Below are 20908 nucleotides of genomic sequence, written 5' to 3' on the forward strand. Positions count from 1 at the left end.
GCGGGACGGTCAGGCGCGGAGACGGAGGCCTCGGGGGGTCGCGATGAAACCCGCTCCTTCCAGGAGGGTGCCGATGGGGGAGGTCAGGGCCTGGGCGCCGTTGACGCGCTCCACCGTGACCGTGCCGAGGGAGCCCGCTCGGGCGGCTGCGGCGAGTGCCTCGGCGGCCGTGTGGAGGCGGGGGTCCTCGGTGGGGTCGCCGTCCGGGGCGGTGGTCCAGGCCAGCAGGGTCTTGCCGCCGCGCTCCATGTAGAGCGTCAGCTCACCGTCGACCAGGACCACCAGGGAACCCGCCTTGCGGCCCGGCTTGTGCCCGGCGCCGGTCGGAGGCTCGGGCCAGGCCAGGGCGGCGCCGTACGCGTTCGCCGGGTCGGCGGCGGCGAGGACGACCGCCCGGGAGGCGGAGTCCGGGCGGGTGCGGCGGCCGGGGAGCCCGGCACCGTACGGTGCGCCTCCGCCGTTCTGCCAGGGCGGGGTGCCCTGCGGGGCGTAGTCCCGGGGCGAGACGTACTCGTCCCGGGACGGCTGGGGGGCCGGGGTGACGTAGGCGGGGCCGGGGCCGGGGAAGCCGTCGGGGCCGGGGTCGCCGGGGTGGCTGCCGAACAGGAGCGAGTCGTCCTGCCCGGCGAAGTCGTGTGCGGGGAACGGGTCGAGGTCGTGGCCCGGAGGGGGGCCGGGCAGGTCCTCACCGCGGTCGCGGGCGTTGGACACCGCGCGCAGGCGGTCCACGGCACCGTCCATCGCGAACTGTGCGGCGCCGAGGCCCTCCACGACGTAGCCGCGGCGGGCCTGGCCGCTCTCCTCGAAGGCGGACAGGACGCGGTACGTCGCCGAGAACCCGCCCTCGACGCCCTCCGCCGAGACCGCGCCCCTGGTCACCACGCCGTGCCGGTCGAGGAGGGTGCGGGCGAGGGCGTGGGCCCGCACCGTGGGATCCGGCTCGTGGGCCGGGAGCAGGGACCAGCGGCCGGCGACGGTCGGCGGGCCGGAGCGGGAGGCGGGGCGGGCCGCGGCCGTCAGGGAGCCGTAGCGGCCGCGCGGGACCGTGCGCTTGGCGCGGTGGGCCGTGGAGCCGGCGGTGCGGCCCGAGCCGAGCAGGGAGCGCATGGGAGAGAGCGTGTCGTTGGTCAGGCGTCCGGACCAGGCCAGGTCCCAGATGACGTCGGCCAGTTGGGGATCGGTGGCGTCGGGGTGGGTGGTGGCGCGGACCTGGTCGGCGATCTGGCGGAAGAACAGGCCGTAGCCACCGGAGAGGGCGTCCAGGACGGACTGGTGGAGAGCGGTCAGCTCCAACGGGTGCGGGGGCGGCAGGAGCAAGGGGGCCGCGTCCGCCAGGTAGAGGGAGACCCAGCCGTCCTTGCCGGGGAGAGCGCCGGCCCCGGACCAGACCACCTCTCCGGCGGCGGTGAGCTCGTCCAGCATGGCCGGGTTGTAGTTCACGACCCGGGAGGGCAGGACCAGCTTCTCCAGGGCGGAGGCGGGCACGGACGCGCCCTGCACCTGCTCGATGGCGCGCACCAGGCCGTCGATGCCGCGCAGGGAGTGTCCCTTGCCGATGTGCTGCCACTGGGGGAGGAACTGGGCGAGTGCGGCCGGCGGCACCGGCTCCAGCTCATGGCGCAGGGCGGCCAGCGAGCGGCGGCGGAGTCGGCGCAGCACCGCCGCGTCGCACCACTCCTGGCCGATGCCCGCCGGATGGAACTCGCCCTGGACGATCCGGCCCGCCGCGGCCAGCCGCTGGAGGGCGCCTTCGGTGACGGCCACGCCCAGGCCGAAGCGGGCCGCCGCCGTGGTGGAGGTGAACGGGCCGTGGGTGCGGGCGTGGCGCGCGAGGAGGTCGCCGAGCGGGTCCTTGACGGGCTCCGTGAAGGCTTCCGGGACGCCGACCGGCAGGGCGGTGCCCAGTGCGTCGCGCAGCCGGCCCGCGTCCTCGATCGCCGCCCAGTGGTCCCTGCCCGCGATCCGGACCCGGATGGCCCGGCGGGCGCCGGCCAGTTCCTGAGCCCATCGCGGTTCGGCGCCCCGTTCGGCCAGTTCCGCGTCCGTGAGCGGGCCGAGGAGGCGGAGGAGGTCCGCGACGCCTTCGGCGTCCTTGACGCGGCGGTCCTCGGTCAGCCACTGAAGCTCCCGCTCCAGCTCCGTCAGCACCTCCGCGTCGAGCAGCTCACGCAGCTCCGCCTGGCCCAGCAGCTCGGCCAGCAGCCGTGAGTCCAGCGACAGGGCCGCGGCGCGGCGCTCGGCGAGCGGTGAGTCGCCCTCGTACAGGAACTGCGCGACGTAGCCGAAGAGGAGGGAGCGCGCGAAGGGGGACGGCTCGGCAGTGGTGACCTCGACGAGGCGTACCTTGCGGGACTCCAGGTCGCCCATCAGCTCGACGAGACCGGGAACGTCGAAGACGTCCTGGAGACACTCGCGGACCGCCTCCAGGACGATCGGGAACGAGCCGAACTCGCTCGCCACCTGGAGCAGCTGGGAGGCGCGCTGGCGCTGCTGCCACAGCGGCGTGCGCTTGCCCGGGTTGCGGCGCGGCAGCAGCAGCGCGCGGGCGGCGCACTCGCGGAACCGGGCCGCGAACAGGGCCGAGCTGCCCACCTGGTCGGTGACGACCTGGTCGACCTCGCCCTTGTCGAAGACGACGTCGGCGGCGCCCACGGGGGCCTGCTCGGCGTCGTACTCCCGGCCCAGCTTCACCGGCTCCTGGTCGAGCAGGTCCAGGCCCATCAGGTCCGCGTCCGGCAGGCGCAGCACGATGCCGTCGTCGGCGTGCATGACCTGCGCGTCCATGCCGTAGCGCTCGGAGAGCTTCGCGCCGAGCGCGAGGGCCCAGGGGGCGTGCACCTGGGCGCCGAAGGGCGAGTGCACGACCACGCGCCAGTCGCCGAGCTCGTCGCGGAAGCGCTCCACGACGATCGTCCGGTCGTCCGGGACGTGCCCGCAGGCCTCGCGCTGCTCGTCCAGGTACGACAGCACGTTGTCCGCCGCCCAGGCGTCCAGGCCGGCGGCGAGGAGGCGCAGCCGGGCGTCGTCCTTGGACAGCGAGCCGACCTCGCGCAGGAACGCGCCCACCGCCCGGCCCAGTTCGAGCGGGCGGCCCAGCTGGTCGCCCTTCCAGAAGGGCAGCCGCCCCGGCACGCCCGGGGCCGGGGAGACCAGGACGCGGTCGCGGGTGATGTCCTCGATGCGCCAGGAACTCGTGCCGAGCGTGAAGACGTCGCCGACGCGGGACTCGTAGACCATCTCCTCGTCGAGCTCGCCGACCCGGCCGCCGCCCTTCTTGGGATCGGCGCCGGCGAGGAAGACACCGAAGAGCCCCCGGTCGGGGATCGTGCCCCCGGAGGTGACGGCGAGGCGCTGTGCGCCGGGGCGGCCCGTGATCTCTCCGGTGACGCGGTCCCACACCACGCGCGGGCGCAGCTCGGCGAAGGCGTCCGACGGGTAGCGGCCGGCCAGCATGTCGAGGACCGCCGTGAAGGCCGACTCCGGGAGCGAGGCGAAGGGCGCGGTCCGTCGGACGGCGGCGAGGAGGTCGTCGAACTGCCAGGTGTCCATGGCCGTCATCGCGACGATCTGCTGGGCCAGGACGTCCAGCGGGTTGGCGGGGACCCTGAGGGACTCGATGGCACCGGTCCGCATGCGTTCGGTGACCACCGCCGCCTGCACCAGGTCACCGCGGTACTTCGGGAAGACGACGCCGGTGGAGACCGCGCCCACCTGGTGGCCTGCCCGGCCGACGCGTTGCAGGCCGGAGGCCACCGAGGGGGGTGATTCGACCTGGACCACCAGGTCGACGGCGCCCATGTCGATGCCCAGTTCGAGGCTGGACGTGGCGACGACCGCGGGCAGGCGGCCCGCCTTGAGGTCCTCCTCGACCAGGGCACGCTGCTCCTTGGACACCGAGCCGTGGTGCGCACGGGCGATGACCTGTGGCGCCCCATGGGCGGCTCCCGAGCCGCCCATGAGCTCGGCGGGGGAGTGGTGCTCGTCGAGGGTCTCGCCCGTGGCCCGTTCGTACGCGATCTCGTTCAGGCGGTTGCACAGGCGCTCCGCGAGGCGGCGGGAGTTCGCGAAGACGATCGTGGAGCGGTGGGACTGGACGAGGTCGGTGATCCGCTCCTCCACATGGGGCCAGATCGACGGGCGCTCGGCTCCTTCCGAGCCGTCCGCCACCGGGGAGCCGCCCAGCTCGCCCAGGTCCTCGACCGGGACGACCACGGAGAGGTCGAACTCCTTGCCCGACTCCGGCTGGACGATCTCCACCTTGCGGCGGGGCGAGAGGAAGCGGGCCACCTCGTCGACCGGGCGGACCGTCGCGGACAGGCCGATGCGGCGGGCGGGCTTGGGGAGGATCTCGTCCAGCCGCTCCAGGGAGAGCGCGAGGTGGGCGCCGCGCTTGGTGCCCGCGACCGCGTGCACCTCGTCGAGGATCACCGTCTCCACGCCGGTCAGCGCGTCGCGCGTGGCCGACGTCAGCATCAGGAACAGTGATTCGGGAGTGGTGATCAGGATGTCCGGCGGGCGGGTGGACAGGGCGCGCCGCTCGGCGGCGGGGGTGTCGCCCGAGCGGATGCCCACCTTGACCTCGGGCTCGGGCAGGCCCATCCGCACGGACTCCTGGCGGATGCCGGTCAGGGGGCTGCGGAGGTTGCGCTCGACGTCCACGGCCAGGGCCTTCAGGGGGGAGATGTAGAGGACCCGGCAGCGCTTTTTGGGGTCGGCGGGGGGAGGGGTCGAGGCGAGCTGGTCCAGGGCGGCGAGGAAGGCGGCCAGGGTCTTGCCGGAGCCGGTGGGGGCGACGACCAGCACGTCCGAGCCCTGGTGGATGGCCTGCCACGCGCCGGCCTGGGCGGTGGTGGGCGCGGAGAAGGCGCCGGAGAACCAGGCGCGGGTCGCGGGGGAGAAGGCGTCCAGGGCTCGGTGTGCGTTGCTGGCCATGCGTCCATCGTGCACCTCGCCACTGACAACGGGTGTCCGCGGCGGTCGGGCCGGGGAGCGCGCGACCGCCGGGGGCGTATCGGCGCGTGCGGATGCGTGAGGCTTGCCACCGTGCGTTCGGGGCCGCGGACAATGGCCGTATGAACGAGCGCGCGCGGCATTGGCAGTACGACGAGCTGCCCGGGGTGGATCTGCTGCGGGCCCGGTACGTGCACAAGACGTTCGTGCGGCACACGCACGAGAACTTCGTGATCGCCGCCATCGCCGACGGGGTGGAGGTGTTCCACCACGGTGGGGGTGACCAGTACGCGGGGGCCGGGGCGCTCGCGCTGGTGAACCCGGACACTCCGCACACCGGGCGGGCCGGTGTGCCCGAGGGGTGGCGGTACGGAGCCGTGTATCCGCCCGTCGATGTGGTGGCGGAGATCGCGGCCGAGACCACGACGCTGCGGGGGACACCCGGGTTCGTCAGCCCGGTGGTGGATGATCCGTATGCCGTCGGGCTGGTGCATCAGGTGCTGCGCGCCGCCGACGAGGGCAACCCGCTGGCCGCGGACACGCTGCTGCGGGTCGCCGTGACCAGGTTGCTGCGCCTGAACGGTGGGCCCATGCCGCGGCGGGAGGTGCGCACGGCCGGGGCCCGGATCGCCGCACGCGCGCGTGCGGCGCTGGAGGAGCGGCTGGCGCGGCCGCCGAGCCTGGAGCGGTTGGCGGCCGAGCTCGGTACCAGCCCGTTCGCGCTGTTGCGGGCCTTCCGGGACGCCTACGGGATGCCGCCGCACGCGTGGCTCACCGACGCTCGGGTGCGGCGGGCGCGGCGGCTGCTGGACCTGGGGACGGCGCCGTCCGAGGTCGCCGTGACCGTGGGGTTCACCGATCAGCCGCACCTCAACCGGCACTTCAGCCGGATGGTCGGGGTGCCCCCGGGGGCGTACCAGCGCGAGCGCAAGAACGTACAAGACGTGCGGTAGCGGCCCCTCGTAGCGTGCGGGGCGTGGCAGATCGGACAGCTCTCACAGATACAGAAACCGGTGGGAAGGCGGACCGTGCCGTCGTGCGGGACGCCCTGGGCGTCGGGGTGGCCGTCGGGCTCTCCGGGTTCGCCTTCGGGGTGACATCGGCCGGCAGCGGACTCACGCTGATGCAGACGTGCGCGCTCAGTCTGCTGGTGTTCACCGGGGCGTCACAGTTCGCCCTGGTGGGCGCCCTCGCGGCCGGTGGCGGCCCGTTCACGGCGGCGGCCGGGGCCTTCTTCCTGGGCGTGCGGAACGCCTTCTACGGGCTGCGTCTGTCGCAGTTGCTGGCCCTCCCGCGCGCGGTACGGCCGTTCGCCGCCCAGTGGGTGATCGACGAGACGGCCGCCGTCGCGCTGGCACAGCCCACGCGGCGCGCGGCGCGGCTCGGGTTCGTCGTGACCGGGCTGAGCCTGTACGTGCTGTGGAACCTCACCACGCTGCTCGGTGCCCTGGGCGCCGGAGCCATCGGGGACACCGGCGCGTGGGGGCTGGACGCCGCGGGGCCCGCGGTGTTCCTGGCGCTGCTCGCGCCCATGCTGAAAACCGGCACCGAGCGGGCCGTCGCCGGGCTCGCCGTGCTGCTGGGGCTCGGGCTGCTGCCCGTGCTGCCCGCCGGTGTGCCGGTTCTGATGGCCGCGCTGGCGGCGCCGGTCGTGCTCTGGGCGGACGGCCGGCGCAAGGGACGGGGGATCGAAGGATGAACGTCTGGATCGCGATCGGTGTGACCGTCCTCGGGTGCTACGCCGTCAAGCTGGCCGGGCTGCTGGTGCCCGCCGGGGCTCTTGAGCGGCCCGTGGTGAAGCGCCTCGCCGCGTTGCTGCCGGTCGCGCTGCTGGCGGCCCTCACGGCCCAGCAGACCTTCGCCGACGGGCAGGCGCTGGTCCTGGACGCGCGGGCCGCCGGGCTCGGAGCAGCGGCCGTGGCGCTGATGCTGCGCGCCCCGTTCCTGCTCGTCGTCGCGGCGGCCGTGCTGGTGACCGCGGGCGTGCGGGCCATGGGCGTGGGGTGATCAGCCGACAGGGCGACCGTGGGACCGGAGCGTGCGCAGGGCCTCGACCGTCACCAAGGGGCGTGCCTCCAGAGCCGGCGCCGGGGCCCACCGACGCCACCGGACGGGCCAGCCGCCGTCCTCCTGTTGCCGGGCCGCGAGGTGGTCCAGGGAGCGCGCCATCTCGTCGTCCGTGAACCACGCGCGCGCGAGCGACTGCGGTGTCCTCGCGTAGTCGTACGGGAAGTGGTGCTCGCCCGGGGCGTAGCCGGGGGAGACCGGATACGCGTCCAGGTCGTCGGGGTCCAGGGCCGCGAGGCGGTGTGCGCGTACCAGGCGGCCCAGGCGGTCGGCGGCCGCCTCCGCGCGCGGGCGGTCGGGGGCGGAGTCGAGGAAGGCCACGGCGGCCTCGATCTCGTACGGGTGGGACTCCTCCAGGGACTCGACCGCCTGCCAGCAGAAGTCCGTGGCCCGGAACAGCCAGGCGTGCCACACCTCGTTGCGATGCAGCAGCCCCACCACCGGCCCGGTGGCCAGGAGAGCGCTGGGCGGGTCGTCCACGACCGGCACGAAGGGGGCCGTCGGGTAACCGCGCTGGCTCGGGTGGATCGCCGGGAGGGCACCGTCCGCCGTGGAGACGGACGTCAGGTAGCGGCAGATGCGTTCCACACGCTGCCCGGCGCAGCGTCCCACGGCGTCCAGGACGCGCAGGGCGTGGGCGGTGTGCAGCGGCTGGCTGACCGGGCCGCGCAGATCGGGCTCCAGCGCGTGGCCGTACCCGCCGTCCTCGTTGCGGTAGGCGTCCAGGGCGGTCTCCACCGGGTCGGAGGCGCCGCCCCGGAAGTGGTGGGCGAAGAGGCGCTGCTCGAGCACGCGCGCGGTGAGCCAGACGAAGCGTTCCGCGCGCGCCACGGGGGTGTGCGGCGGGTGCGACGGGGGGAGTGGGGGAGCTCCTGTTGCGGCCATGGGTCAGACCGTAGGGCGGAAAACGGTGCCGGCAGGCGGTCCCGGCTCAGGCCCACCCCCACGGGCGGGATACTTGAGTCATGCGGTTGACGGTCTTCTGGCAGCGGATGGCGGAGCACTTCGGTCCGGGCTACGCCGACACCTTCGCACGCGACCATGTGATGTCGGATCTCGGCGGGCGCACCGTGCACGAGGCCCTCGACGCCGGCTGGGACGCCAAGGAGGTCTGGCAGGTGGTGTGCGCGGTGATGGACGTGCCGAGGGAGAAGCGTTGACCCGTCGTGGAGACCGCTGACCGGCGGCCCACGAAGATCGCAGGCGGGCAGACGGCTGTCGGTGCCGTGGGCGAGACTTGGTGCGTGGCACGCACTGACGAGACCGGGCGGGAAGCCCAGCAGTCCTCCCCGTTCGGCACGACCCCGCCCGCCCCGCCCCCCGTCGACGGGGCCGCCGGGCCGAACGGCCGTATGCCGCGCTGGCTGCCGCGCGCCCTGGTGCTCGCACTCGCCCTCGTCGCCGTCTTCCAGCTGGGCAGCTGGGCCTTCCACCAGCTCACCGGCCTGCTGATCAACATCCTCATCGCGTTCTTCCTGGCGCTCGCCATCGAACCGGCGGTGAGCTGGATGGCCTCGCGCGGCATGCGCAGAGGACTGGCCACGTTCGTCGTCTTCATCGGCGTGATCATCGTGGCGGCGGGCTTCGTCACGTTGCTCGGCTCCATCCTGGCGGACCAGATCATCAAGATGATCGAGGGCTTCCCGGACTACCTCGACTCCGTCATCAACTGGATCAACACGCACTTCAAGACCGACTTGAAGCGCGTGGACATCCAGGAGGGCCTGCTCCGCTCCGACTGGCTGCGCACCTACGTGCAGAACAGCGCCACCGGTGTCCTGGACGTGTCCGCCCAGGTCATCGGGGGTCTCTTCCAGCTGCTGACGATCGCGCTGTTCTCGTTCTACTTCGCCGCGGACGGCCCGCGGCTGCGCCGCACGATCTGCTCCCTCCTGCCGCCCGCACGGCAGGCCGAGGTGCTGCGCGCGTGGGAGATCGCCGTGAACAAGACCGGCGGCTACATCTACTCGCGCGGCCTGATGGCACTGATCTCCGGCATAGCCCACTTCGTCGTGTTGCAGGCCCTGGACGTGCCCTACGCGCCCGTGCTCGCCGTGTGGGTGGGCGCGGTGTCGCAGTTCATCCCCACCATCGGTACGTATCTCGCGGGCGCGCTGCCCATGCTGATCGCGTTCACGGTCAACCCCTGGTACGCGCTGTGGGTGCTGATCTTCGTGGTGATCTACCAGCAGTTCGAGAACTACGTGCTCCAGCCGAAGCTGACGGCCAAGACCGTCGACATCCACCCCGCGGTCGCCTTCGGCTCGGTCATCGCGGGCACCGCGCTCCTCGGTGCGGTCGGCGCGCTGATCGCCATCCCCGCCATCGCCACGCTCCAGGCCTTCCTGGGGGCGTACGTGAAGCGGTACGACGTCACGGACGACCCCCGGGTCCACGGCCATCGCCGACGCGGGGAGGGGCCGAGCCTGGTCACGCGCGCGAGGCAGCTGTGGGCACGGCGGGCAGGTGCGGAGCGGCCCGAGGGCGGGGGCTCCGAGGGCGGGGGTTCCGGCAAGAGCCCGGCCTGAGTCGCCCGGCGCCCTGCCGTAGGCGGTGCCGCCTGGTGCCGTACCGAGGTGCCGCGTGTGCCGCACGGACGTGCCGCGTGGTGCGCTTGACACGAAAATCGAACATCCATTCTTATGGAGTCTCCGGTGCAGCTCAACGACGGGCGTTTCGACGTACTTTGGGTGGAGAAGTGCCCGAGTTATCCACAGGCCGGACGTGCGTCGAGGCGCATTGTCAGTGGCAGGCGTTAGCGTCTTTGACGTGAAGCGATCGACTCAAGCAAATCGGGTGGAACCCATGGCAGGAACCGACCGCGAGAAGGCCCTGGATGCCGCTCTCGCACAGATTGAACGGCAATTCGGCAAGGGCGCGGTCATGCGCATGGGTGACCGGACCAACGAGCCCATCGAGGTCATCCCGACCGGATCCACCGCCCTCGACGTGGCCCTCGGTGTGGGCGGACTGCCCCGCGGCCGTGTCGTGGAGATCTACGGACCGGAGTCCTCCGGTAAGACCACCCTCACCCTGCACGCGGTGGCGAACGCGCAGAAGGCCGGAGGCCAGGTCGCCTTCGTCGACGCGGAGCACGCACTCGACCCCGAGTACGCGAAGAAGCTCGGCGTCGACATCGACAACCTCATCCTCTCCCAGCCGGACAACGGCGAGCAGGCCCTGGAGATCGTGGACATGCTGGTCCGCTCCGGAGCCCTCGACCTCATCGTCATCGACTCCGTCGCGGCGCTCGTCCCGCGCGCGGAGATCGAGGGCGAGATGGGTGACAGCCACGTGGGTCTTCAGGCCCGCCTGATGAGCCAGGCCCTGCGAAAGATCACCAGCGCGCTCAACCAGTCCAAGACCACCGCGATCTTCATCAACCAGCTCCGCGAGAAGATCGGCGTGATGTTCGGCTCCCCGGAGACCACGACCGGTGGCCGGGCGCTGAAGTTCTACGCCTCGGTGCGCATCGACATCCGCCGCATCGAGACCCTGAAGGACGGCACGGACGCGGTCGGTAACCGCACCCGCTGCAAGGTCGTCAAGAACAAGGTCGCGCCGCCCTTCAAGCAGGCCGAGTTCGACATCCTCTACGGCCATGGCATCAGCCGCGAGGGCGGTCTGATCGACATGGGTGTGGAGCACGGCTTCGTCCGCAAGGCCGGCGCCTGGTACACGTACGAGGGCGACCAGCTCGGCCAGGGCAAGGAGAACGCGCGCAACTTCCTGAAGGACAACCCCGACCTGGCCAACGAGATCGAGAAGAAGATCAAGGAGAAGCTGGGCGTCGGCGTGCGCCCCGAGGAGCCGGTCGCGGAGCCGGGCACGGACGCGGCGGTCTCCCCGGCACCGGCCGACGCGGCGGCGGCGGTCCCCGCTCCGGCAGCGGCCAAGTCCGCCAAGTCCAAGGCCGCCGCAGCCAAGAGCTGACCCGTGACACGACGAACCGACTGGGCGGAGTACGAGTACGCCGCCTCCGGTGCCCCACGGGGGAGGGGCACCGGAGAGGAGACGGGCTCGGCCGTGGACGGGGAGGACGCGCACGGGAACGACCGGCTGTACGGGGACGACGGTCCGTACGGGGACGACCGGCTGTACGGGGACGCCTCCCAGGGCAGCGGCTCAACCGGCAGAGGCTCACGCGGAGGCGGCTCGTCCAGGGACGGCTCGCGTGGCGGCGGGTCGCCTGACGGGCGGGGACGCGGGCGCCGCCGGCGCGGCTTCGGCGCGGCGGTCGCCGAGGACGGAGGTTCGCTCTCCTCGTCGAGGGCCGAGCAGGGGGAGCCTCCGGGGGACCCGGTCGAGCAGGCGCGGGCGATCTGCCTGCGCCTGCTCACCGGGACCCCGCGGACCCGCAAGCAACTCGCCGACGCCCTGCGCAAGCGGCAGATCCCGGACGACGCCGCCGAGGAGGTGCTGTCGCGGTTCGAAGAAGTCGGCCTCATCAACGACAGCGCCTTCGCGGAGGCCTGGGTGGAGTCCCGGCACCACGGCCGAGGACTGGCGCGGCGTGCGCTCGCCCGGGAGCTGCGGACCAAGGGCGTCGACTCCACGCTGATCGACGAGGCCGTCTCCCAGCTCGACTCCGAGCAGGAGGAGGCGACCGCGCGGGAGCTCGTCGCGCGGAAGCTCCGCTCCACTCGTGGACTCGACCGGGACAAGCGCCTCCGACGCCTCGCGGGCATGCTCGCCCGCAAGGGCTACTCCGAGGGCCTGGCCCTGCGTGTGGTCCGGCAGGCGCTGGAGGAGGAGGGCGAGGACACGGAGTTCCTCGGGGACGAAGGGGTCTGAGGCGAGGCCGGACCCTCATGGGGCCGCGCCCGCTGTCGAGCCCCGCGATCACACCACCGGCAGCCCCGCGGCCCGCCAAGCCTGGAACCCGCCGACCAGATCGGTGGCCCGGTGCAGTCCCAGCTGGTGCAGGGACTGGACCGCCAGGCTGGAGGCGTACCCCTCGTTGCAGATCACGACGACGCGCAGGGCGTGGCTCGTGGCCTGAAGGAGACGGTGGCTGCCCTGCGGGTCGAGGCGCCACTCCAGCTCGTTGCGCTCGACGACTAGGGCGTCCGGGATCAGGCCGTCCCGTTCACGCAGGGCCGCGTAGCGGATGTCCACCAGCAGTGCGTCACCGGACCGAGCGGCCGCGTACGCCTCCTGCGGTTCGATCCGCTCGTAGCCCGCCCGTACGCGCTCCAGCAACTCGTCGATTCCGACGGCACGGTGGACACGGCCGCTGCCATCGCTGTTGCCGTCGCCGCCGCTGCTGCCGTCGCTCACCCGCTCGTGCGCCGCGCTCACTGCCAGTCCTCCGGTCGTTCCACCTGCTCGAGCCGCAGGATCGACCCGCTGCGGCTGTAGCGGCGGATCTGCGGCAGGGGCGGGTAATAGGCGTGGACGGAGACCGCGTGACGGTCGAGGGACTCGTTGAGCACCTCGTGGACGTGGTGACGGCCGAAGGCGCGGCCCTGGCCGGATGGCAGCCGGCGTTCGCGGTCGACATCGTCGGTGAGTTCCAGGGTCTTCCAGCCGTCGGTGGGCAGCCGCGCGGCGAGCGAGTTCTCCTTGAGTTCGCCCGACGCGGTCAGGAAGGCGCCGACGGAGTCGGCGTGGTCGTGCCAGCCGGTGCCGGTGCCGGGCGGCCAGCCGATCAGCCAGGCCTCGCTGCCGCCTGGCCCGTCCAGTCGCACCCAGGTGCGGCCTTCCGGGTCGAGTGGCAGGGAGGCGATCAGCTCGGCGTCGGCGGCCGTACGCCGCACGAAGTCGAAGAGGTCGGCCTGAGTGGGCTCCGAAACGGTGGAGGGGACAGACGAGGAGCCGGAAACGGAAACGGAGCCGGAAACGGATCCGGAATCGGATCCGGAATCGGATCCGGAAGAGGAGACAGCGGGGGATGCGGAAGGTGATACAGACACGGGTGCCGTCCTGAAGGTCCTGATGAGAGTTCGCGAGTCAGGCGCGTCGGCCGCAGCAGACAGAGAGCGGCGCGCGCACAAAGGAAGAGGGGTGCGAAGTCAGCAGGACGGGCGACACACGCAGCCCGCATAGCGGACGAGGTCCATATGGACCCTCCGCCACAGGCGCACACAGGTGTCGGTCACGCACCGGAGTACACCATGACCGCCCGGACCGGTCAACTCACTGTCACCATGCGGACGCACGGTGACAGCGATCACGTCACTCTCGGTGCCGACGTCAGCGAGAGCCGGCCGACGCACCGGCTTCGGCCTGCGTCTTCGCCGGTCCGCCCACCGTGGCCTCCGCCGCCGCGTACAGGTCGTCCGGCCGCACTCCGCTCAGCGCGGTGACGAGGTGCCCGTCGGGACGCACCAGGAGCACCGTGTGCGCGGCAGCACCCGGATAGCTCTCGGCGACCAGCAACTCGGCGGGATGCGGCAGCGCCGTGACCGCGGCCGCGAGCCGGGGCATGATGCCGGCGCCGACCCAGTGCTTGCGCTCCCACACACCCGTACCCGGGGCGATCAGCACCACGAGCAGGGCGCCGCGGCCGAGCCGGTCCCGCAGCCGTACGAAGGTGCCGTCCTCCGCGGTGACCCGTACGTCGGTGACCGGTGCTCCGGGCGGCGTGTCGACGGGGGTCTCTCCTTCGAGGCGTCCGGGCGCGAGGGGCGAGTCGGCGTACGCCCCCGGCGCGCCGAGCTGGCCGAGCCCCAAGTGACCGTCCGTAAGCAGCGCGTCGTGGCCCCGGGACGAGCCGGGGACGTAGGAGCGCAGGCCCCCGCCGCCGCGCAGCAGCGGCAGTGCCTGGTCGGCGGCGCGCAGCCGGGCGGCGACGGCCGCCCGTCGCTCGGTCTGATAGCTGTCGAGGAGCGCCTCGTGCGGCCCGTGGTGCCAGGCCAGGGCCAGCTTCCAGGCGAGGTTGTCGGCGTCCCTGAGGCCTTCGTCCAGCCCGTGCGTGCCCAGCGCGCCGAGCAGGTGTGCCGCGTCCCCGGCGAGGAAGACGCGGTCGGCGCGCCAGCGGCGGGCCAGACGGTGGTGGACCGTGTGGACGCCGGTGTCCAGCAGTTCGTACGGCGGGGTCGTCCCGCCCGCCCAGCCGGCCAGGGTCTCCCGGATGCGGGTCAGCAGCAGTTCGGGGGTGACCAGGTCCTTGCCGGGCGGCAGGAGCCAGTCCAGACGCCAGACGCCGTCCGGCAGCGGGCGCGCGGTGACCTCGCCGGCCGAGGGGCCCGACGTGCGCCACGGCGGCATGCGGTGCAGCAACGCCTCGTCGTGCCAGGGCAGTTCCGTACGCAGCGCGGCAACGGCGTGACGTTCCACCGCCGTACGGCCAGGGAAGCGGATGTCCTGGAGCTTGCGCACGGTCGAGCGGGGGCCGTCGCAGCCGACCAGGTAACTGCCACGCCAATAAGTTCCTTTGGGACCGCGGGTGTGGGCCGTGACGCCCGACGGCTCCTGCTCGAGGCCGTCGAGCCGGCTGTCCACCGCGACTTTGACGAGTCGTTCTCCGGAGAGGGCGGTCCGCAGGGCATCGGTCAGCACGTGCTGGGCGATGTGCAGGGGGGCGGGCTCGGTGCCGTCGAAAAGGATCTCGCGGATCACCTGCTTGCGCCGCATCGACCGCCATCCGGCCCAGTGGGCACCGGCCCGGGACAGGGGCACGCCGGTCAGCCGTTCCACGAGAGCGGCGGTGTCCTCGCGCAGGACGACGGTGCGCGCCGCACGGGGTTCGTCCTTGCCCGGCCCCTCGTCGAGGACGACACACGGCACCTCCTGCCGCGCCAGCGCCAGGGCGAGCGTGAGCCCGACGGGCCCCGCTCCGACGATGATCACCGGGTCCACGGCGCGGCGCCCCCTGCCCGTGGTGATGTCCTGAGAGACGTAGGTGAACAGGAAGTCGGAGCAGGGTGCACGATCACAGAACGTATGCAACCCATTGCCGGTGCTTGCGTCAAGTGACCGGCGGCCGGTGGCGATCATGCCGCAGCACCAAGGGTAGCCGGGCGACACGCTCGTCACTTGATGGGGTTTCAGGGTTGGCCGGAGCCGGATGGCTCAGGGCTCCGTACGACTGTGGCCCGCCGGATCCCCGGCGGGCCACAGTCGTAGCGGTTGTCGGACCGTCAGATAGAGCCGCCGGCGCCGGTGCCGTAGGTGCCGCCCACCTCGGCCGCGTTCACGTCGTCGACCTTGTCGGCACCGAGAACAGCACCCGTGCTGCGCTTGCTGCGGCGCAGCCTGCCCTCCAGCCAGGAGGCGAAGGAGGTGAGGATGAAGTTCAGGATGATGAAGATGACCGCCACGACGATGAAGCTGGGGATGACGTTCGCGTAGTTGGCCGCGAGCGTCGCGCGTGTGCTGAGCAACTCGGTGAACCCGAGCATCACGCCGCCCAGCGCGGTGTCCTTCACGATGACGACCAGCTGGCTGACGATGGCGGGCAGCATGGCGGTGACGGCCTGAGGGAGCAGGATGCTCGACATCGTCTGGCTCTTGCGCAGGCCGATCGCCATGGCGGCCTCCGACTGCCCCTTGGGCAGGGAGAGGATGCCCGCGCGGACGATCTCGGCGAGGACCGACGCGTTGTAGAGCACCAGTCCGGTGACGACCGCGTACAGGGGCCGCTCATCGCTGGGGATGCCCGTGGAGCGGACGTAGAACTCGTTGGCGAACAGCATGAGCAGCAGCACCGGGATGGCCCGGAAGAACTCGACCACCGCGCCGGCCGGGATGCGCACCCAGCGGTGGTCGGACAGGCGCAGGATGCCGAGGACGGCGCCCAGCGGGAGGGCGATGACCATGGCGAGGGCTGCGGCCTTCAGCGTGTCGCCCAGACCGGGCAGCAGATAGGTCGTCCAGGCCTCGGACGTGGTGAACGGCTTCCACAGGGACCACTCCAGCTGGTTCTTGTCGTCCAGCGTCTGCCAGACCCACCACAGGAGCAGGGCGAGCAGGACGAAGAAGAGCACCGAGAACAGCAGGTTGCGCCGCTTGGCCTTCGGGCCCGGGGCGTCGTAGAGAACGGACGTCATCGCTTCACCGCCAGTCGCTTGCTCAGCCAGCCGAGGATCAGGCCGGTGGGCAGAGTCAGTACCACGAACCCGAAGGCGAAGACCGCGCCGATGAGCAGCGTCTGTGCCTCGTTTTCGATCATTTCCTTCATCAGCAGGGCGGCCTCAGCCACACCGATGGTGGCAGCCACGGTTGTGTTCTTGGTCAGTGCGATGAGCACGTTGGCCAGTGGTCCGATGACGGAACGGAACGCCTGCGGCAGTACGACGAGCCTCAGTACCTGGCTGAAGCTGAGACCGATGGCTCGTGCCGCCTCCGCTTGACCGACGGGCACGGTGTTGATGCCGGAGCGGATGGCCTCGCAGACGAAGGCAGCCGTATAGGCAACGAGACCGAGGATGGCCAGTCGGAAGTACTTGAGCTCGAAGTCATCGGTCGCGCCCATCGTCACGCCGAAGATGTCGGCGAGGCCGAGCGACGTGAAGACGATGATGACGGTCAGTGGGATGTTCCGGACGACGTTCACGTAGGCAGTGCCGAAACCGCGCATCAGTGGGACGGGGCTGACCCGCATGGCCGCCAGCAGGGTGCCCCAGATCAGGGAACCGATGGCCGAGAAGACGGTGAGCTGAATTGTGACCCAGAAAGCGCCCAGCACGGACGGGTCGTCATATTTTGAAAGAAAGTCGAACACGATCTCCCGCGCTTCCGGGTGGGTGGCGTAGGTGGCGGACGTGGCGCGCCGCCGTCAGAGATGTGATGGCGGCGCGCCTGCGGATCCCCGCAGGGACTGCAGGGATCCTGCGTCGGCGGAGTCCCGCGTTACTGGACGATCTGGCCGATCTTCGGGGCGGGCTCGTTCTTGTAGTTCGCCGGGCCGAAGTTCTCCTTGACGGCCTTGTCCCAGGAACCGTCGCTGACCATCTTCTCGAGGGCGGTGTTGATCTTGTCGAGGGTCGCCTTGTCGCCCTTCTTGACGCCGATGCCGTAGTTCTCGTTGCTCAGCTTCAGGCCGGCCAGCTTGAACTGACCCTTGTACTGCTCCTGCGCGGCGTAGCCCGCGAGGATCGAGTCGTCGGTGGTCAGCGCGTCCACCCCACCGCTCTGCAGAGCGGAGAGGCACTCCGAGTAGCCACCGCGCTCGCTCAGCTGAGCCTTCGGCGCGAAGTCGTCCCTGACGTTCTGCGCCGAGGTCGAGCCGGCCACCGAGCACAGCTTCTTCTCGTTCAGGTCCGTGGCCTTGGTGATGTCCGAGTCCTTCTTCACCAGCAGGTCCTGGTGGGCCAGCAGGTACGGACCGGCGAAGTCGACCTTCTGCTTGCGCTCGTCGGTGATCGAGTACGTGGCCGCGATCATCTTCACGTCGCCGCGGGACAGCGCGTTCTCACGGTCGGCGCTCTTGGTCTCGACCCACTCGATCTGGTTGGGCTCGTAGCCCAGTTCCTTGGCCACGTACGTCGCCACGTCCACGTCGAAGCCGGAGAAGGAACCGTCGGGCTCCTTCAGGCCCAGACCGGGCTGGTCGTACTTGATGCCGACCTTGATCTTGTCGCCGCCGCCGGAGCCGGAGTTGGAGTCACCGCCGTCATCGCCACCACACGCGGTAGCGGTCAGGGCGAGAACGAGAGCGGTGGCGGCCGCGGCGGAGACCTTGCGGAGCTTCATGGTGAACATCCTTTGCCGTGAAGAGAAAAACCGTCGTTTCGGGTGACGCGGGTCGTCGCAGGAGCGACGCGCGCCTCAGTGGTGCAGGATCTTCGACAAGAAGTCCTTGGCACGGTCGCTGCGCGGATTGCTGAAGAACTGGTCGGGCGCAGCCTCCTCGACGATTCGGCCGTCCGCCATGAACACCACGCGGTTTGCGGCCGATCGTGCGAAACCCATCTCATGGGTGACGACGATCATGGTCATGCCGTCCCGGGCGAGCTGCTGCATGACCTCCAGCACCTCGTTGATCATCTCGGGGTCGAGCGCGGAGGTCGGCTCGTCGAAGAGCATGACCTTCGGCTCCATGGCCAGCGCCCGCGCGATCGCGACGCGCTGCTGCTGGCCGCCGGAGAGCTGTGCCGGGTACTTCTCGGCCTGCGCGGCCACGCCGACCCGGTCGAGCAGGGCACGGGCCCGCTCCTCGGCCGCCTGCTTGTCCTTCTTGCGGACCTTGACCTGGCCGAGCGTCACGTTCTCGAGCACGGTCTTGTGCGCGAAGAGGTTGAAGGACTGGAAGACCATCCCGACGTCGGCCCGCAGCCGCGCGAGCCCCTTGCCCTCGGCGGGCAGCGGCTTGCCGTCGATCGCGATCGTGCCGGAGTCGATCGTCTCCAGGCGGTTGATGGTGCGGCACAGGGTGGACTTGCCGGACCCGGAGGGTCCGATGACCACGACGACTTCGCCGCGGGCGATCGTCAGGTCGATGTCCTGGAGTACGTGCAACGCGCCGAAGTGCTTGTTGACGCTCTTCAGGACGACCAGTTCTCCGGTCGCGGCCACATCTTCCTTGGCCACCGATACTTCGGTCATCGCTCTCAGGCTCCGTCCTCCTCGGTTTCGGAGGACAGTAGTAACCCTCTACGACCTGCGTCATTACATCTGAGGGGAATCTGAGCATCACGATCCGATAGCAATCGGACACGTGTCGTAGCACTTATGAGCAGCGCTCATATCGGCCGGGTAACGGAAGCTCCCCGCAACCGGAACCCTCTTGACGCCGTCCTCATCCATCAGCGTGACTGCACAAGGTGCACGCGCGCGCGTGCACGCGTTTTTGTACACAGATAGATCGTACGACCAGTGAACCGAAGGGGGCCCGGGTGAGACTGCTGCTCGTCGAGGACGACAACCACGTCGCCGCCGCCCTGTCGGCGGTCCTGGCGCGGCACGGGTTCGACGTCACGCACGCGCGCAGCGGCGAGGAGGCCCTTCAGGCGCTGGTCCCCGAGGTCGACGGCTTCGGTGTCGTCCTGCTCGACCTCGGCCTGCCCGACCAGGACGGATACGAGGTCTGCGGCAAGATCCGCAAGCGCACCAGCACGCCGGTGATCATGGTCACCGCCCGTTCCGACGTGCGCTCCCGCATCCACGGCCTCAACCTCGGTGCCGACGACTACGTGGTGAAGCCGTACGACACCGGGGAACTGCTCGCCCGTATCCACGCCGTGAGCCGGCGCACCTCCCACGAGGACACCTCCAGCGGCATCGAGACGGAACTGCGCCTCGGCCCTGTGCACATCGAGCTGCCCACGCGGCGGGTCAGCGTGGACGGGACCGTGATCCAGCTGACCCGCAAGGAGTTCGACCTCCTGGCCCTGCTCGCGCAGCGGCCCGGGGTGGTCTTCCGCCGGGAGCAGATCATCAGCGAGGTGTGGCGGACCAGCTGGGAGGGGACCGGGCGCACCCTGGAGGTGCACGTCGCGTCCTTGCGCGCCAAGCTGCGCATGCCCGCCCTCATCGAGACCGTACGCGGAGTCGGCTACCGGCTCGTCGCGCCTGCCGGATAGCGGGGCCGGGTGCGCACTCGTCTGCTCCCGCTGCTGATCGTCCTGATGGCGGCCGTACTGCTCGCGCTCGGCGTCCCGCTCGCCGTCAGCCTGGCCGGCGCCCAGCAGCAGAAGGTCGTCGTCGACCGGATCGACGACACGGCACGCTTCGCGGCTCTCGCCCAGTTCGTCACCGACTCGCCCGCCGGGACCGCCAGCGCGTTCGAGAACGAGCGCCTGGCCACGCTCAGCAGCGAACTCGACAGCTACTACAAGGTCTACGGCATCCGGGCCGGTGTCTTCTACCGCAGCCGCAGTGCCATGGCCCACGCACCCGCCGGGTGGTCCCTGCCGGAGCAGGGCGAGGTGCGTGACGCGTTCGACGAGGCGCTGCTCAGCCGCCGCAGCCACGACCCGCGGCAGGTGTGGCCCTGGCAGCGGGGCAACCTCGTGGTCGCCTCACCGGTCATCCGGGACGGTGACGTCGTCGCGGTCGTCGTCACCGACTCGCCCACCGGGCAGCTGCGCTCCCGCACGCTGCACGGCTGGCTGGTCATCGGCGCGGGCGAGTTCGCCGCGATGCTGCTGGCCGTCGGCGCGGCTCTGCGGCTGACCGGCTGGGTGCTCAAGCCCGTACGGGTGCTGGACGCCACCACCCACGACATCGCCACGGGCCGGCTGAAGTCCCGGGTCGCCGCCGCCGGCGGTCCGCCGGAACTCAGGCGCCTGGCCCGGTCGTTCAACGAGATGGCGGACAACGTCGAGGACGTGCTGGAGCAGCAGCGCGCCTTCGTCGCCGACGCCTCGCACCAACTGCGCAACCCGCTCGCGGCGCTGCTGCTGCGCATCGAGCTGCTCTCCTTCGAGCTGCCCGAGGGCAACCAGGAGATCGCCTCGGTCCAGTCCGAGGGCAAGCGCCTCGCGCAGGTCCTGGACGATCTGCTCGACCTGGCGCTGGCCGAGCACACCGAGGCCGATCTGAAGATCACCGACATCGGCGAGCTCGCCGCCGAACGGGTCGCGGCCTGGTCCCCGACCGCCGAGGCCAAGGGCGTCCACCTGGTGGGCGACTGCCCGCCGACCACCGCGTGGGCCGACCCGGTGGCGCTGTCCAGCGCGCTGGACGGGGTGATCGACAACGCGGTGAAGTTCACGCCGGAGGGCCGGACCGTCGAGGTGACCGTCGCCTCCAACGGTGACATCTCCACCGTGGTCGTCACCGACGAGGGCCCCGGCCTCACCGACGAGGAACTGGCCCGCATCGGCGACCGCTTCTGGCGCAGCAGCCGCCACCAGAACATCAAGGGCTCCGGCCTCGGACTGTCCATCTCGCGGGCGCTTCTCGCTGCGGGCGGTGGCTCGATCACGTACGACCATCACGAGCCGCACGGGCTGAAGGTGACGGTGGCGGTGCCGAGGGTCGGACCGGCGTAACGAAGGCGAGG

General features: G+C 71.3%; 19 protein-coding genes. 9 read left to right on the top strand and 10 right to left on the bottom strand.

Annotation, left to right across the window (positions count from 1 at the left end; translation table 11 throughout):
- Nucleotides 1-9: 9 nt before the first annotated feature.
- Nucleotides 10-4932 carry an ATP-dependent helicase gene (locus tag QC385_RS38230; RefSeq protein ID WP_279546002.1) on the bottom strand — a complete coding sequence of 1641 codons (4923 nt, stop codon included), beginning with the start codon at nucleotides 4930-4932 and terminating at the stop codon, nucleotides 10-12.
- A gap of 140 nt (nucleotides 4933-5072) precedes the next feature.
- Here QC385_RS38230 and QC385_RS38235 point away from each other — a divergent pair, with 140 nt between their 5' ends.
- Genes QC385_RS38235 through QC385_RS38245 form a run of 3 tightly spaced genes read left to right on the top strand, consistent with a single transcriptional unit; the run spans nucleotide 5073 to nucleotide 6957 of the window.
- Nucleotides 5073-5903: an AraC family transcriptional regulator gene (locus QC385_RS38235; protein WP_336621345.1), complete on the top strand. Its 831-nt coding sequence runs from the start codon at nucleotides 5073-5075 to the stop codon at nucleotides 5901-5903.
- Nucleotides 5904-5926: 23 nt separating this feature from the next.
- Nucleotides 5927-6649 (top strand): AzlC family ABC transporter permease, encoded by a 723-nt coding sequence (locus QC385_RS38240; protein ID WP_336621346.1) that lies wholly within the window; start codon nucleotides 5927-5929, stop codon nucleotides 6647-6649.
- Nucleotides 6646-6957: an AzlD domain-containing protein gene (locus QC385_RS38245; RefSeq protein ID WP_279546004.1), complete on the top strand. Its 312-nt coding sequence runs from the start codon at nucleotides 6646-6648 to the stop codon at nucleotides 6955-6957. The genes QC385_RS38240 and QC385_RS38245 overlap by 4 nt, the downstream gene beginning before the upstream one ends.
- Here QC385_RS38245 and QC385_RS38250 read toward each other — a convergent pair whose 3' ends face one another.
- Complete coding sequence (locus QC385_RS38250; protein WP_279546005.1) at nucleotides 6958-7902, bottom strand: hypothetical protein; 945 nt, start codon at nucleotides 7900-7902, stop codon at nucleotides 6958-6960.
- 80 nt (nucleotides 7903-7982) lie between these two features.
- On the opposite strand from QC385_RS38250, the gene QC385_RS38255 reads away from it, so the two are divergent.
- The 4 genes from QC385_RS38255 to recX all read left to right on the top strand — a co-directional run bounded on the left by QC385_RS38255 (nucleotide 7983) and on the right by recX (nucleotide 11811).
- Nucleotides 7983-8177, top strand: coding sequence for a DUF3046 domain-containing protein (locus QC385_RS38255; protein WP_086600650.1), 195 nt, complete (start codon nucleotides 7983-7985; stop codon nucleotides 8175-8177).
- A gap of 84 nt (nucleotides 8178-8261) precedes the next feature.
- Complete coding sequence (locus QC385_RS38260) at nucleotides 8262-9545, top strand: AI-2E family transporter (RefSeq protein WP_279546006.1); 1284 nt, start codon at nucleotides 8262-8264, stop codon at nucleotides 9543-9545.
- Nucleotides 9546-9822: 277 nt separating this feature from the next.
- Complete coding sequence (recA, locus tag QC385_RS38265; protein ID WP_336621347.1) at nucleotides 9823-10950, top strand: recombinase RecA; 1128 nt, start codon at nucleotides 9823-9825, stop codon at nucleotides 10948-10950.
- Between the two features lie 3 nt (nucleotides 10951-10953).
- Complete coding sequence (gene recX / locus QC385_RS38270; protein ID WP_279546008.1) at nucleotides 10954-11811, top strand: recombination regulator RecX; 858 nt, start codon at nucleotides 10954-10956, stop codon at nucleotides 11809-11811.
- Nucleotides 11812-11859: 48 nt separating this feature from the next.
- On the opposite strand, the gene QC385_RS38275 is transcribed toward recX, so the two are convergent.
- The 8 genes from QC385_RS38275 to QC385_RS38305 form a co-directional block, all read right to left on the bottom strand.
- Nucleotides 11860-12297, bottom strand: coding sequence for a rhodanese-like domain-containing protein (locus QC385_RS38275; RefSeq protein WP_443033099.1), 438 nt, complete (start codon nucleotides 12295-12297; stop codon nucleotides 11860-11862).
- 17 nt (nucleotides 12298-12314) lie between these two features.
- A complete protein-coding gene (locus QC385_RS38280) occupies nucleotides 12315-12776 on the bottom strand; it encodes a cysteine dioxygenase (protein ID WP_443033093.1) in 462 nt (153 codons plus the stop codon).
- A gap of 255 nt (nucleotides 12777-13031) precedes the next feature.
- The gene (locus tag QC385_RS44395) at nucleotides 13032-13235 is read right to left on the bottom strand and encodes a putative leader peptide (protein ID WP_443033094.1); all 204 of its coding nucleotides are present in this window, start codon (nucleotides 13233-13235) and stop codon (nucleotides 13032-13034) included.
- A complete protein-coding gene (locus QC385_RS38285; protein WP_279546010.1) occupies nucleotides 13213-14820 on the bottom strand; it encodes an FAD-dependent monooxygenase in 1608 nt (535 codons plus the stop codon). Before QC385_RS38285 ends, QC385_RS44395 begins: the two co-directional genes overlap by 23 nt.
- 281 nt (nucleotides 14821-15101) lie before the next feature.
- Nucleotides 15102-16010: an amino acid ABC transporter permease gene (locus tag QC385_RS38290; RefSeq protein ID WP_279546011.1), complete on the bottom strand. Its 909-nt coding sequence runs from the start codon at nucleotides 16008-16010 to the stop codon at nucleotides 15102-15104.
- Nucleotides 16007-16684 (bottom strand): amino acid ABC transporter permease, encoded by a 678-nt coding sequence (locus QC385_RS38295; protein WP_279546012.1) that lies wholly within the window; start codon nucleotides 16682-16684, stop codon nucleotides 16007-16009. The genes QC385_RS38290 and QC385_RS38295 overlap by 4 nt, the downstream gene beginning before the upstream one ends.
- Nucleotides 16685-16812: 128 nt before the next feature.
- A complete protein-coding gene (locus QC385_RS38300) occupies nucleotides 16813-17655 on the bottom strand; it encodes a glutamate ABC transporter substrate-binding protein (protein WP_279546013.1) in 843 nt (280 codons plus the stop codon).
- Nucleotides 17656-17730: 75 nt separating this feature from the next.
- Nucleotides 17731-18507 carry an amino acid ABC transporter ATP-binding protein gene (locus QC385_RS38305; RefSeq protein ID WP_279546014.1) on the bottom strand — a complete coding sequence of 259 codons (777 nt, stop codon included), beginning with the start codon at nucleotides 18505-18507 and terminating at the stop codon, nucleotides 17731-17733.
- 290 nt (nucleotides 18508-18797) lie between these two features.
- Here QC385_RS38305 and QC385_RS38310 point away from each other — a divergent pair, with 290 nt between their 5' ends.
- A complete protein-coding gene (locus QC385_RS38310; protein WP_010034790.1) occupies nucleotides 18798-19484 on the top strand; it encodes a response regulator transcription factor in 687 nt (228 codons plus the stop codon).
- A 9-nt stretch (nucleotides 19485-19493) separates the two neighbouring features.
- Nucleotides 19494-20897, top strand: a complete 1404-nt coding sequence (locus QC385_RS38315) for a sensor histidine kinase (protein ID WP_279546015.1) — start codon at nucleotides 19494-19496, stop codon at nucleotides 20895-20897.
- Nucleotides 20898-20908 lie beyond the last annotated feature (11 nt).

The sequence above is a fragment of the Streptomyces sp. DH10 genome (genome assembly GCF_029813805.1).
Taxonomy (GTDB): domain Bacteria; phylum Actinomycetota; class Actinomycetes; order Streptomycetales; family Streptomycetaceae; genus Streptomyces; species Streptomyces coeruleofuscus.